Genomic DNA, 13,528 nt, shown 5'->3' with positions numbered 1-13,528 from the left:
GTTTGTCGCCGGCGCTCACGCGGTATTGCTTGCCGCCGGTTTTGATGACTGCGTACATGGGGGTCTCCAACCAATACGAACCCAGGAAAGCGCGAGATTTTAGCGGCGAACCCATGGCAAGTCAAACGATTTGACGCGCGCCATGCAGGATTATCCCAGCGCAAGCGATGAAAAACCACGGACAGACTGCTACCATTGCAGGATTTCCCCAACAACCAGCCCCTATCGTGTCCCTGGAGAGCCTGCAATCCTTTCTGGCCGACGACATGCGCGCCGTCGATCATGTCATCCGCCAAAGCCTGTATTCCGACGTGGTGCTGATCCGCCAGGTTTCCGAGTACATCATCAACAGCGGCGGCAAGCGCCTGCGACCTGCCCTGGTCCTGCTGTCGGCCGGCTGCTTCAATTATCCGGGACGTGCGCACCATGAGCTCGCCGCGGTGGTCGAGTTCATCCACACCGCCACGCTGCTGCATGACGACGTCGTCGACGAATCCGAATTGCGGCGCGGCCGCGAAACCGCCAATGCGCTCTTCGGCAATGCCGCCAGCGTGCTGGTCGGCGACTTCCTCTACTCGCGCGCCTTCCAGATGATGGTCGCGGTCGACAATATGGAAGTCATGCGCATCCTGTCGGACGCCACCAATACCATTGCCGAAGGCGAAGTACTGCAGTTGCTCAACTGCCACGACCCCGACATCGACGAAGAGAACTACCTGCGCGTCATCCGCTACAAGACCGCCAAACTGTTCGAGGCCGCCGGCCGGCTCGGCGCCGTCATCGGCGGCGGCACCGAAGCGGAAAAAGAAGCGCTGGCACGCTACGGCATGCATCTGGGCACCGCGTTCCAACTGATCGACGACGTGCTGGACTACTCAGGCGACTTCCTCAAGACCGGCAAGAACATCGGTGACGACCTCGCCGAAGGCAAGCCCACCCTGCCGCTGCTGTATGCGATGAAACATGGCACGGCGGAACAGGCCGCCAGCATTCGCCAGGCCATCGAGCACGGCGGGCTGACTGAATTCCAGAGCGTGCTCGCTGCAATCAAGGATACGCGCGCCCTGCACTACACCCGCGAAGTCGCACAGCAGGAAATTCAAACGGCAAATAATGCTATTTCTGCATTACCGGATTCAAAATCCAAATCAGCTTTGCTACAATTAGCGGCTTTCGCGGTTGACCGTAGTTTCTGACCGCGTAGTTTTTTGAATTTCCCGGTAGTCTTCAAAAAAGGGAGCCTGACGTCGGTCCGGCACCCGCCATCTGCCTCGGGGTGTAGCTCAGCCTGGTAGAGTACTGCGTTCGGGACGCAGGAGTCGGAGGTTCGAATCCTCTCACCCCGACCATCGGTCATTCCATTCCCATGTTCGCCTGGCACGCCTGTGTCTAAAGCCTGCATCGCCAACCGGCGGAAGCGGACAGCGCGCTTCTCCTTATCCGCCTGACGGGTCGTTTCGGTCATCTTACCCCGCAAAACTCAAGGCGGACTCCTCCTGATACCCACTGCACTCGCTCCGAACCACGGCACATTCGGACCTTGCGCACGTTCTGGTGGACGGATAGACTACCCAGTCTATTTTCGAATGGATCGGCATGTCTCCTGAGCTTGACCCGCCTCACGGCCCCCGCGAACGCTTGCTGGCCGCTGCCTGCGAAGCCTTCCGCGAAGAGGGCTACCAGGTCAGCATCGATCGCATTGCTGCCCGCGCGCAGGTCGCGCGGCAGACGCTGTACAACCACTTCCATAGCAAGGACGCGCTGTTCGGCGAAGTGGTACGCCATTCCATCCAGTCGGTGCTGGTGACCCTGGATGGGGACGGCGACGTACGGGCCACGCTGCTGGCCTTTGGCGACGCCTATCGCACACGCCTGTTGAGTCCCGAGGGACTCGCGATCTTTCGCACCATGGTGGCGGAGGCCCCGCGTTTTCCGGAACTCGCGAAGCAGTTCTTTCGCCAGGGCCCGCACACCACCCGCAAGCGCCTCGCCAAATATCTGGCCCAGGCCATGGAGGCGGGCGAACTGCGGAAGGATGATCCCGATTTCGCCGCCGAGATGCTGACCGCCGCGCTGATCGATCTGGATCGCTTGCGTGGCCTCATCAATTTACAGACCGATTTGCTCAAGCCCACGAAAACGGCGCAGGTGGTGAATTGCTTCCTGCGCGCCTTTGCCCCCGAAAAGGACACACCATGAAACGCTTTGCTCTTCTTGTTGTTCTGCCTCTCCTCACCGCCTGCGGTCCCGATGGCAAATCCGCTCCGGGAGCGGGCGGTCCGCCGGCGGGCATGCCACCACCGGAAGTAGTGGTGGTTCAGGTGGGAAGCAAGGCCGCCACGCTTACCCAGGAACTGCCGGGTCGCGTGGAAGCCGTCCGCACAGCGCAGGTCCGGGCCCGCGTCGAGGGCATCGTGGAAAAACGCCTGTTCACGGAAGGCAGCGACGTGCGCGCCGGCCAGCCGCTGTTCCGGCTGGATGACCGCACCTACCGTACTGCCGCGCAGGCGGCGGAAGCCGATGTGGAGGTGAAGCGGCTCAATCTGTCCCGTGTGGAGTCGCTCCTGCCCATCAAGGCAGTCAGCCAGCAGGAAGTGGATCTGGCTCGTGCCGCACTGAAACAGTCCGAAGCCCAACTCGCGCGTGCCCGCCTCGACCTGGAGAACACCACGGTGCCCGCCCCCATCTCCGGCCACATCGGCCGCACCGCGGTGACCGAAGGCGCGCTGGTTGGCCGGAACGACGCCACCCTGCTCGCCACCATCGAACAACTCGAGCCGGTCAACGTGCTGTTCACCCAGCCCAACGCCGATGTATTGCGCCTGAAAAGCGCGCTCGCCGCCGGCCAGCTGAAGGCAACGGACAGCCGCATCGTGGAGCTCATCCTGGAAAACGGCCAGCCCTATTCCCACAAAGGCCGGCTCTTCTTCAGCGACATGAGCGTGGATCCCAGTACCGGCGCTGTCACGTTGAAAGCGGAATTTCCCAATCCGAAACGTCTGCTGTTGCCGGGCACCTTCGTGCGGGTACGACTGCCCCAGGCCGTCGCGGAAAACGTGATCACCGTGCCGCAACGCGCGGTGATGTCCGGCCCCCAGGGCCAGTTCGTCCTGCTGGTGGGACCCGAAAACAAGGTGACGCCGCGACCGGTGAAAGTCGGCGCCATGTCAGGGACCGATTTCGTCGTCGAAGACGGTCTCAAGGACGGCGAGACCCTGATCGTGGACGGCGTGCAGAAGGCCAAGCCGGGCTCGGTGGTGAAACCCGTCCTCCAGAAACAGGGCAACTGACATGGCACGCTTCTTCATCCATCGGCCCATCTTCGCCTGGGTCATCGCCATCCTGATCCTGCTCGTCGGGGGCATTGCGCTGAAAAACCTGCCGGTGGCGCAGTATCCCCCGGTGGCCGCGCCGCAGATCGCGTTCAACGTGACCTATCCCGGCGCATCCGCCCAGGTGGTCGAGGACACCGTCATCAAGCTGATCGAACAGCAGATGAACGGCATCGAGCACCTCCTTTACATGGAGGCGTCGTCCGAGCTGGGCGCCGGGACCCTGACGCTGACCTTCGAGCCGGGCACCAACGTCGACATTTCCTCGGTGGAGGCACAGAACCGCTACAAGCGTGTCGAAGCGCGCCTGCCGGAAGACGTGCGGCGGCTCGGCGTGCCGGTGACCAAACCGCAGCGCAACTACCTGATGTTCGTCGCCATCTTCTCCAAGGACGGCAAGCGCAACGCAACCGACCTCAGCAGCTACGCCGCCGCCAACGTGCTGGATCCCCTGCTGCGAGTCCCCGGCGTCGGCGAAGCCATCCTGTTCGGCAGCGAATACTCCATGCGCATCTGGCTCAAGCCCGATCAGCTCACCGCGTACGGGCTCACGCCGGCGGACGTGAAGGCGGCCCTGCAAGCGCAAAACGTGCAACTCGCCACCGGTGAACTGAACCAGGCGCCGGCCTCGGCCGGCGCGCAGGTGAACGCCGTCATCGTGACGCGCGGCCGCCTCAAGACGCCCGAAGAATTCGGCAACGTCGTGGTGCGCGCCCTGCCCAACGGCGCCACCGTCAAGGTCAAGGACGTGGCGCGTGTGGAGCTCGGTGCCGAAAGCTACGATCGCTACGCCCGCATGAACGGCCAGCCGATCGCCGCCATCGCCATCCGTGTCGCGCCCGGTGCCAATGCGCTCGATGTCGCCAAGTCGGTGAAGTCGCGCATGGCGGAACTTGCCCGCTTCTTCCCCGAAGGGGTCGACTGGGCAGTCCCCTATGACACCTCGCGCTTCGTGGAAATCTCGATTTTCGAGGTGGTGAAGACCCTCGGCGAGGCCATGATCCTGGTGTTCATCGTGATGTACGTGTTCCTGGGACACTGGCGTACCACTCTGATTCCGGCCGTCGTGGTGCCGGTGGCGCTGGCGGGCGCAACGGCAGGCCTGTATGCCTTCGGCTTTTCCATCAACGTGCTGACCCTGTTCGCCATGGTGCTAGCGATCGGGGTATTGGTGGACGACGCCATCGTGGTGGTGGAGAACGTCGAACGCATCATGCGCGAGGAACGCCTGTCGCCGCTGGCCGCCACCCTCAAGGCGATGGACCAGATCCTCGGCGCGATCCTCGGCATCTCCGTGGTGCTGTCCGCGGTGTTCATGCCCATGCTGTTCTTTGGCGGTTCCGTCGGCGCCATCTATCGGCAGTTCGCCGCCACCCTGATTCTCACCATGGCGTTCTCGGTGCTGATGGCGCTGTCGCTCACCCCCGCCATGTGCGCGACCCTGCTCAAGCCGGGCGAAGCGGAAGAAGACGAGAAACGCGGATTCAACCGCTTCTTCGGCAAGGTCACCACGCGCTATCACGGTCTCACCGCGCGCATTCTCGCCCGCAGCGGCCGCTGGATGGTGATCTACCTCGCCATCGTGGTCGCCGCCGGCTGGTTGTTCGCCAAGCTGCCCGGCAGCTTCCTGCCGGACGAGGACCAGGGCTATTTCATCACGCTGGTGCAATTGCCAGGCGGCGCCACCCAGGAACGCACGGTGAAGGTGCTCTCCCAGGTAGAACAGTTCTACCTGAAGCAACCGGAAGTGGAGCGGGTCATCGGCGTGGTCGGCTTTTCCTTTTTCGGCCGCGGGCAGAATGCGGCACTCGTCTTCACGCGACTCAAGGACTGGGATGAGCGCAATGGCCCGGAACACTCCGCGCAAGGCGTCATCGGTCGGGCCATGGGAAATTTCATGCGCATCAAGGAGGCCGTGATCTTTGCAGTGAACCCGCCGCCCATTCCTGAGCTGGGCGCAGTCGGCGGCTTCGATTTCCGGCTGCTGGACCGCTCCGGGCAAGGACGCGAGGCGCTCATGGACGTGCGCAACATGGTGTTGGGCATGGCCAGCCAGGACAAGCGGCTGGCTGGCGTGCGGCCCGAAGGCCAGGAGCCCGGCCCTCAGGTTTATCTCGACATCGACCGCGAGAAGGCCCAGGCGCTGCAGATCGACATGGCCAACCTCAACGACACCCTGAGTTCGGCCATCGGCGTGTCCTACGTCAACGACTTCGTGCGCGCCGGCCGTATTCTCCGCGTGCAGATGCAGGCGGATGCGGACCTGCGCAAGACACCTGACGATCTGTTGAAACTGCCGGTACGGAACCGCCTCGGCGACATCGTGCTGCTGGGAGAAATCGCGAAGCCAAAATGGATCGTCGGTCTGCCCAAGCTCGATCGCTACAACGGCAATCCCTCGATGAAAATCGCCGGCACGGCTGCACCCGGGCATTCCACCGGCGAGGCGATGCAGGCCATGGAGGACATCGCCACAAAACTGCCGCCAGGCTTCGGTTTCGAGTGGTCTGGCACCTCGTTCGAGGAACGGCTTGCCGGCGCCCAGGCGCCCATCCTCTTCGCCCTGTCGCTGCTGGTGGTGTTTCTCGCCCTGGCGGCGCTGTACGAAAGCTGGGCCATTCCCTTCTCGGTGATCCTGGTGGTGCCGCTGGGCATTCTCGGGGCCGTGCTGGCCGTCTACTTGCGCGGGCTGCCCAACGATGTGTTCTTCAAGGTCGGCCGCCACGCTGGAGGCCTGTCGCCTGCGCTTGCGGCCCATCCTCATGACCAGCTTCGCCTTCATCCTGGGCGTGATGCCGCTCGCCATCTCGACCGGCGCCGGCGCGGCCGGCCGCCACGCAGTGGGAACCGGCGTGGTCGGCGGCATGATCGCCGCAACGCTGCTGGCCATTTTCCTGGTGCCGGTGTTTTTCGTGGTGATCCGGAAACGCTTCCCCACCAAGCCTCGGGAGGAAACGAAACATGACTGAACGCAAATATGAATCCGGGCACGCACCCCGCGCATTCCGGGGTGCCGCCCTCATCACGCTGGCATGGCTGGCGGGCTGTTCGCAGATCCCGGCCTACCAGCGGCCTGCCGCGCCCGTTCCGCAGCAGTTCGTCGCGGACATGCCGACAACGGATGCCGCGGCCCTGCCTGACTGGCGCACCTACTTCCCCGATCCGGCCCTGCATACGCTGATCGAGGCCGCGCTCGCCAATAACCGCGACATGCGGATCGCGCTGGCACGCGTCGAGGAGGCGCGCGCGCTGGCAGGCGTCGCCCGAGCCGATCGTTTCCCGACCCTTGAGGCCCAGGCGAACGCCAACCGCACCCGGACGCCGGCCGACCTCTCCGGCGTCGGCGTAGCGCGCACCACCAGCCGCTACGACGTGGGCCTGGGCGTGACCGCGTTCGAACTCGACTTCTGGGGCCGGGTGGCGGCGCTGAACGAGGCCGCCAGAGCCCAGTATCTAGCGAGCGACGAAGCAGCCAGAAGCTTCCGCGTCAGCCTCATCGGCGATGTCGCCGGCACCTGGTATCAGCTCATCGAACTCGCCGAACGCACGCGGCTTGCCGACGACACGCTGAAAACCCGCGAGGAAAGCCTGGTCCTCATCCGCAAGCGGCGCGAAGCCGGTCTGGCAACCGATCTCGACGTGCTGGCCGCCGAAAGCCTGGTCGAATCGGTCCGTGCCCAATGGGCGGATTTGAAACGTCAGCGCGCGCAGACGGAAAACGCCCTGCGCCTGCTGACCGGCATGGCCGTTCCGCTCCCCGAGATCCCCGGAGCAACGAACCAGACGGTTCTCGCGGGGCTGGCACCCGGCCTGCCCTCAGACGTATTGTTGCGGCGCCCCGACGTGCGTGCCGCCGAGCAGCGGTTGATCGCAAGCAATGCCAATGTGGGCGTCGCCCGTGCCGCCTTCTTCCCCCGCATCGCGCTGACCGGCAACCTCGGCACTGCCAGCAGCGCCCTGTCCGGCCTGTTCGATGCCGGTAGCCAGGCCTGGCTGTTCCAGCCGATCCTGACGCTGCCCCTGTTCGACGCTGGCCGCAACCGGGCCAACCTGGAAGTGGCGGAAGCGCGCAAGGTACAGGCGGTGGCCGATTACGAGAAAACCATCCAGCAGGCGTTCCGCGAAGTCGCCGACGCGCTGGCTGCCCGCACCACCTATGCCGAGCAGCTGGACGCGCAGGAAGCCAACCTGCGTGCCATCCATGCCCGGCTTGAACGGGTAAAAGCCCGTGAGCAGGCCGGCATCGCCAATTATCTCGAGGTACTGGATGCCAGCCGCGACGCCTTCAGCACCGAACAGGCTCTGGTCACGTCCCGGTTGCAGGTGCTCGGCGCCCAGGTCACGCTCTACAAGGCACTGGGGGGCGGGGCCTGACGGACCGCGACGGAATTGCCCCATGAACCGTACGGATTTGCCGACGGTCAATACGTCTAGAATGGTGTTTTTCGCTCAGGAGTCAAAGCATGTCCGAACCCGTTGTGTATGACCGCAATCCCGCCGAACTCGAACTCGAACCCGGAGAATACTGGTGGTGCTCGTGCGGCCGCTCGATGACGCAACCGTTCTGCGATGGCTCGCACGAAGGCAGCGGCCTGGAGCCGATGCCGTTCGTCATCAAGGAGAAGACCACGGTATGGCTGTGCAACTGCAAGCACAGCAAGGACAAGCCGTTCTGCGACGGCAGCCACAACGACCTGTCCGACGACATTTTCTGAACCGGCCACCCCGTCATGGACGTTCTGCCCGAAAACGTGCTCGATTTCTGGTTCGGCCCGCCCGGCAGCGCGACCGAGGTTGCCGGACGGAAAAACACGCTGTGGTTCGGGAAATCGCCCGAAAACGACCGGGCGGTGATCGACCGCTTTGCCGCCACGCTGGTCGATGCGACCGCAGGCCGGCTGGACCACTGGACCGCCACCCCGCGCACGCGCCTGGCATTGGTGATCGTGGTCGACCAGTTTCCGCATCATATCCATCGCGACCAGCCGCAGGCATTTGCCACGGATCCCCAGGCACTGGCCTTGAGCCTGGACGCGCTCGCGGCTGGCGAAGACCGGCAGCTTGCGCCGATCGAGCGCGTGTTCCTGTATCTGCCGCTGGAACATGCCGAGTCGCTGAGCATGCAGGACCGCTCCGTCGCGCTGTATGAAACCCTGGCAAGCGAAGCCGCTGCCGACGAACGCACGCTGTTCGACAATTTCCTGGACTACGCGCGCAAGCACCGCGACGTGGTGGCGCGCTTCGGCCGCTTCCCGCATCGCAACGCGATCCTGGGCCGCCCCTCCTCCGAAGCGGAACTCGAATTCCTCAAGCAGCCCGGCTCGCGTTTTTAGCAGGACATTGAAGAGCGGCACGGTCCGCTCGCGTTAAAATGGCGGCTTTTGCGCCTTCCGGCCTGCCCATGTCCCGCCAGATCCTCGTCACTTCCGCCCTGCCCTACGCCAACGGCAGCATCCACCTCGGCCACCTCGTCGAATACATCCAGACCGACATCTGGGTGCGCTTCCAGAAGATGCGCGGCCACGACTGCCGCTACATGTGCGCGGACGACACTCATGGCACCGCGATCATGCTGCGCGCGGAAAAGGAAGGTATCACCCCGGAAACATTGATCCAACGCGTGTGGGACGAGCACACGCGCGATTTCGCAGGCTTCCACATCGGCTTCGACCATTACTACTCGACGCACTCCGACGAGAACCGCGCGCTCGCCTCGAAGATCTACCTCGCGCTGAAGGACGCCGGGCTGATCGAGGTGAAGACCATCGCCCAGCTATACGATCCGGTGAAGAACCTGTTCCTGCCGGATCGCTTCATCAAGGGCGAATGCCCGAAATGCGGCGCGGCGGACCAGTACGGCGACAACTGCGAGGTGTGCGGCGCGACCTACAGCCCGACCGAGCTGAAGAACCCGGTGTCGGCGGTGTCGGGCGCGACGCCGGTGCACAAGGATTCCGAACACTATTTCTTCAAGCTCGGCGCCTGCGAAGCTTTCCTGCGCGAGTGGACGACCTCGGGTACGCTGCAGAGCGAAGCCGCCAACAAGATGCAGGAATGGTTCGCCGCCGGCCTCAACAATTGGGACATCAGCCGCGACGCACCCTACTTCGGCTTCGAGATCCCCGGCGCACCCGGCAAGTATTTCTACGTCTGGCTGGACGCGCCGGTGGGCTACATGGCGAGCTTCGCCAAATATGCAGCGGACAATGGCCTCGACTTCGACGCCTGGTGGGGCAAGGACTCGAAAACCGAACTGGTGCATTTCATCGGCAAGGACATCCTGTATTTCCACGCGCTGTTCTGGCCGGCGATGCTGAAATATTCCGGCCACCGCCTGCCCACCGCGATCTACGCGCACGGCTTCCTCACAGTCAACGGCCAGAAGATGTCGAAATCGCGCGGCACCTTCATCACGGCCGAGAGCTACCTGGCGCAGAAGCTGAATCCAGAGTGGCTGCGTTACTACTACGCGGCCAAGCTCAACGGCACGATGGAGGACATCGATCTCAACCTCGACGACTTCGTCGCACGGGTGAACTCGGATCTGGTCGGCAAGTTCATCAACATCGCCAGCCGCACCGCCGGCTTCATCCACAAGAATTTCGACGGCAAGCTTGCCGACGGCGTGGCCAATATCGAACTGGTCGGCGCATTCCAGGCTGCGGCCAGCACGATCGCCGCGCACTACGAGGCGCGCGACTACGCCAAAGCCTTACGGGAAATCATGGCGCTGGCCGACCGCGCCAACCAGTACGTCGCAGACGAAAAACCCTGGGAACTGGCGAAGAAACCCGAAGCCGTGTATCGCCTGCACGAGGTCTGCACGGTCGCGTTGAACTGCTTCCGCCTGCTGACCCTGTACCTGAAGCCGGTACTGCCGAAACTTGCCGGCGAGGTCGAAGCCTTCCTCGACATTCCGCCGCTGGCCTGGGAGGACGCGCAAAGCCTGTTCATCCGCCATCGTATCAACGCCTACAACCACCTGATGACCCGTATCGACCCCAAATCCATCGAAGCCATGGTAGATGCCAACAAACAGAACCTCGAACCCACGCCTGCCCCCGCGCCGGCGCGCCACGCCGAAGCGCAGGCGCACGCTACGCAACCAGCGGCCGCCACGCCGGTATCCGACACGATCAGCATCGACGACTTCGCCAAGATCGATCTGCGCATCGCGCGCATCGCCAATGCCGAACATGTCGAAGGCGCCGACAAGCTGCTGCGGCTGACGCTCGATCTCGGCGAACTTGGCACCCGCCAGGTGTTCGCCGGCATCAAGTCGGCCTATGCGCCCGAAGCCCTGGTCGGACGGCTCACCGTGATGGTCGCCAACCTCGCCCCGCGCAAGATGAAGTTCGGCATGAGCGAAGGCATGGTGCTGGCTGCCTCGTACCCTGAAGGGCATAAAGGTGACGCCCCCGGGCTGTTCATCCTGTCGCCCGACAGCGGCGCGCAGCCGGGCATGAAGGTGAAGTAAAGCCATGAAAACGCATCGCCTGCGTATCCATGGCCGGGTGCAGGGCGTGTGGTTCCGCGAGTCGATGCGGATGGAGGCCGAACGTCTGAACGTGGCCGGCTGGGTGCGCAACACGCCCGACGGTGCAGTCGAGGCCGTGATTCAGGGACCGGCCTCGGCGGTCGAGGCCCTGATCGAGTGGGCCCACGCCGGCCCGCCGCTGGCGCGGGTCGACCGGCTCGAGATCGGAGAAGCGGATGGCCAGTACAAGGGATTCGTGAAGCGGACCGACTGAAGGCTGGACGTCCGCCCGGAACACGGTCAAAAAAATGCCCAGCTCAGTGATGAGCCGGGCAGAGTATCCACCAAAGGAGGAGGATTGGAGGAGACAACACCAACCGCCATTGCGGCGACATCAGTGTTATTAGAAGTTTCTAATATTATGTAATTCATGTCAACACTTTGTTAAAAGAAAAGTCCGGATCGGTACGATTGTTCCATCCGACCCCTGGCTTTTCAGTACATCACGTTTACCGCCTCGGGTTTGAGCCAAGTGCCCAAAGACTCCAGCAGGCGGTCATCCAGCCGCACCCGCCAGTCCTCTCCCAGCCGCACCCGACAACGCGCGCTGGGGTTGTGATACTCGACCCACACCGGACATCCGCCCTCCTGAGCCTTGTAGGGCGCAAGCAATTCCGCCAGCTTGCGCCCGTTTGACTGCCCGTTGCAAGCCAGCCGCAAGCCCTGGGCAAACCGGGTGCGCGCGCCGGCCAGATCATAGATCCGCTCCGCCGTCACCCGCACGCCGCCTGAATAGTCATCGCGGTTGACCTTGCCTTCGATCACCAGCAGCGCGTCGTCCTTCAGCAGATGACGACTCTGCTCGTAAAGTTCGTTGAAAATCACGACTTCGACCTGCGCCGTCGCATCGTCCAGCAGCAGGATCAGCATCTTGCCGCGCCGCGTCATCTGGGTGCGCAGCGAAACGGCAATGCCGGCCAGCATGACCAGGTCGCGCGAAGGCTCCAGGCTGTCGAGTTGCCGCTTGGCAAAGCTCGACACCTCGGACAGGTACGACGTGAAGGGATGGCCGCTGAAGAAATAGCCGAGCGCGGACTTCTCCTGCAGCAGCTTTTCCTGCTCGGGCCACACCGGCACGTCGATCAGGTCTTCTCCGCCGCCGTCGAGCGCTTCGCCGAACAGGCCGACCTGGCCACCGCTGCGCGCCGCGCGGTCGGCGGTTTCCAGTGCCGCGCCGACCGAGGCCATCAAGCTGGCACGATGGCCGTTGATGGCGTCGAACGCACCCGCCTTCACCAGCGCCTCGAGCACGCGGCGGTTGAGATAGCGCTTGTCGACCCGCCGGGCCAGGTCGAACAGCCCCTTGAAGGGGCCGTTCGCCTCGCGCTCGGCGACGATCGCGCCGATCGCCGCTTCGCCGCTGCCCTTGATCGCGCCCAGGCCATAGCGGATCTCGGTCTTGCTGACGGGATCAAAACGATAACCCGACAGGTTGATGTCGGGCGGCAGCATCACCAGTCCGTTAGCGCGACAGTCTTCATAGAACACCCGCACCTTGTCGGTGTCGGACATTTCCGACGACATCGTCGCCGCCATGAATTCGGCCGGGTAGTAGGCCTTGAGCCAGGCGGTGTGATACGCCACCAGCGCATAGGCGGCCGAATGCGACTTGTTGAAGCCGTACTCGGCAAATTTCTCCATCAGGTCGAACAGGCGCTCGGCGACCTTGGTGTCCGCTCCGCGCTTGGCTGCACCGGCGAGGAAGATTTCCCGCTGCTTGGCCATTTCCTCGGGCTTCTTCTTGCCCATCGCACGCCGCAGCAGGTCGGCGGCGCCGAGGCTGTAGCCGGCCAGGATCTGCGCCACCAGCATCACCTGCTCCTGGTAGACGATGATGCCGTAGGTCGACTTCAGCACCGGCTCGAGGTCGGGGTGGAAATACTCCGGCTTCTGCTTGCCCTGCTTGCGCGCGATGATCAGCGCGATGATGTCCTCGAAGCAGTCGCCCTTCAGCTTCTTTTCCAGATCCTTGGCCGAACGCGATTCGGACTGGAACACCGCGGTGGTGTTGCCGTCGGCAAACAGCTTGTAGACCGCCGGATCGTCGAGGGGCAGGTCTTCCAGCTGGAAGCGCTCCCGCCCCGGATGGCGTTGCACGAAGCGCACCGCTTCGGCCAGGATGGTCAGCGTGCGCAGGCCGAGGAAGTCGAACTTCACCAGGCCGATCGCCTCGACGTCGTCCTTGTCGAACTGCGACACCGCCGCGTCGGAGCCTTCGGCCTGATACAGCGGACAGAAATCGGTGAGCCGGCCCGGCGCGATCAGCACGCCGCCCGCATGCATGCCGACGTTGCGCGTGATGCCCTCGAGCTTCTCCGCCAGCGGCAGCAGTTCGGCGAGCTCTTCTTCGGTACGGGCACGCTCGTCGATCTGCGGTTCTTTTTCGCGCGCCTCGGCCAACGAGATGCCCAGTTCGTTGGGCACCAGCTTGACGAATTTGTCGACGAACAGGTACGGCAGGTCGAGCACGCGACCGACGTCGCGCAACACCGCCTTGGCCGCCATCGTGCCGAAGGTGGCGATCTGCGACACCGCCGCGTGGCCATACCGCTCCTTCACGTACTGGATCACGCGGTCGCGCCCGTCCTGGCAGAAGTCGATGTCGAAGTCGGGCATCGACACCCGCTCGGGGTTGAGGAAACGCTCGAACAGCAGGTCG

9 protein-coding genes, 1 tRNA gene and 1 pseudogene are annotated in these 13,528 nt (G+C 63.7%); 10 read left to right on the top strand and 1 reads right to left on the bottom strand.

The features are described from left to right. Positions 1-227 precede the first annotated feature (227 nt). From ispB to ABT23_RS14550, 10 genes and pseudogenes are all read left to right on the top strand, one after another. A complete protein-coding gene (gene ispB, locus ABT23_RS14595; RefSeq protein WP_296636895.1) occupies positions 228-1,196 on the top strand; it encodes an octaprenyl diphosphate synthase in 969 nt (322 codons plus the stop codon). 76 nt (positions 1,197-1,272) lie between these two features. Beyond that, positions 1,273-1,349 (top strand) — tRNA-Pro (locus tag ABT23_RS14590). Positions 1,350-1,596: 247 nt separating this feature from the next. After that, a complete protein-coding gene (locus tag ABT23_RS14585) occupies positions 1,597-2,199 on the top strand; it encodes a TetR/AcrR family transcriptional regulator (protein ID WP_296636890.1) in 603 nt (200 codons plus the stop codon). Beyond that, on the top strand, positions 2,196-3,290 hold the full coding sequence (locus ABT23_RS14580) for an efflux RND transporter periplasmic adaptor subunit (protein WP_296636887.1): 1,095 nt from the start codon (positions 2,196-2,198) through the stop codon (positions 3,288-3,290). The genes ABT23_RS14585 and ABT23_RS14580 overlap by 4 nt, the downstream gene beginning before the upstream one ends. Position 3,291: 1 nt before the next feature. Next, a pseudogene (locus tag ABT23_RS14575) lies at positions 3,292-6,301 on the top strand (efflux RND transporter permease subunit). Further along, positions 6,294-7,706 (top strand): efflux transporter outer membrane subunit, encoded by a 1,413-nt coding sequence (locus tag ABT23_RS14570; RefSeq protein ID WP_296636884.1) that lies wholly within the window; start codon positions 6,294-6,296, stop codon positions 7,704-7,706. The pseudogene ABT23_RS14575 and the gene ABT23_RS14570 overlap by 8 nt, the downstream one beginning before the upstream one ends. An 89-nt stretch (positions 7,707-7,795) precedes the next feature. Beyond that, positions 7,796-8,047, top strand: a complete 252-nt coding sequence (locus tag ABT23_RS14565; RefSeq protein WP_296636882.1) for a CDGSH iron-sulfur domain-containing protein — start codon at positions 7,796-7,798, stop codon at positions 8,045-8,047. A 15-nt stretch (positions 8,048-8,062) separates the two neighbouring features. Continuing rightward, entirely contained in the window at positions 8,063-8,665 is a 603-nt protein-coding gene (locus ABT23_RS14560; protein ID WP_296636876.1) for a DUF924 family protein, read from the top strand. Between the two features lie 68 nt (positions 8,666-8,733). Next, positions 8,734-10,809, top strand: a complete 2,076-nt coding sequence (metG, locus tag ABT23_RS14555) for a methionine--tRNA ligase (protein WP_296636874.1) — start codon at positions 8,734-8,736, stop codon at positions 10,807-10,809. 4 nt (positions 10,810-10,813) lie between these two features. Beyond that, a complete protein-coding gene (locus ABT23_RS14550) occupies positions 10,814-11,083 on the top strand; it encodes an acylphosphatase (protein ID WP_296636871.1) in 270 nt (89 codons plus the stop codon). 221 nt (positions 11,084-11,304) lie between these two features. On the opposite strand, the gene dnaE is transcribed toward ABT23_RS14550, so the two are convergent. Then, positions 11,305-13,528, bottom strand: a 2,224-nt coding sequence (gene dnaE / locus ABT23_RS14545) for a DNA polymerase III subunit alpha (protein WP_296636867.1), incomplete at its 5' end; no start/stop codon positions are given.

It is taken from the genome of Thiobacillus sp. SCN 63-57, from assembly GCF_001725555.1.
Classification (GTDB): domain Bacteria; phylum Pseudomonadota; class Gammaproteobacteria; order Burkholderiales; family Thiobacillaceae; genus Thiobacillus.
Note: the sequence above shows the minus strand (reverse complement) of the source record. Positions and strands in the feature narration are given on the sequence as shown.

Bases quoted from the DNA above. Each gene is read 5' to 3' on its own strand.
- ABT23_RS14570 (WP_296636884.1), top strand. From the start codon at position 6,294: ATGACTGAACGCAAATATGAATCCGGGCACGCACCCCGCGCATTCCGG.
- ABT23_RS14550 (WP_296636871.1), top strand. From the start codon at position 10,814: ATGAAAACGCATCGCCTGCGTATCCATGGCCGGGTGCAGGGCGTGTGG.
- metG (WP_296636874.1), top strand. From the start codon at position 8,734: ATGTCCCGCCAGATCCTCGTCACTTCCGCCCTGCCCTACGCCAACGGC.
- ABT23_RS14565 (WP_296636882.1), top strand. From the start codon at position 7,796: ATGTCCGAACCCGTTGTGTATGACCGCAATCCCGCCGAACTCGAACTC.
- ABT23_RS14560 (WP_296636876.1), top strand. From the start codon at position 8,063: ATGGACGTTCTGCCCGAAAACGTGCTCGATTTCTGGTTCGGCCCGCCC.
- ABT23_RS14580 (WP_296636887.1), top strand. From the start codon at position 2,196: ATGAAACGCTTTGCTCTTCTTGTTGTTCTGCCTCTCCTCACCGCCTGC.
- ABT23_RS14585 (WP_296636890.1), top strand. From the start codon at position 1,597: ATGTCTCCTGAGCTTGACCCGCCTCACGGCCCCCGCGAACGCTTGCTG.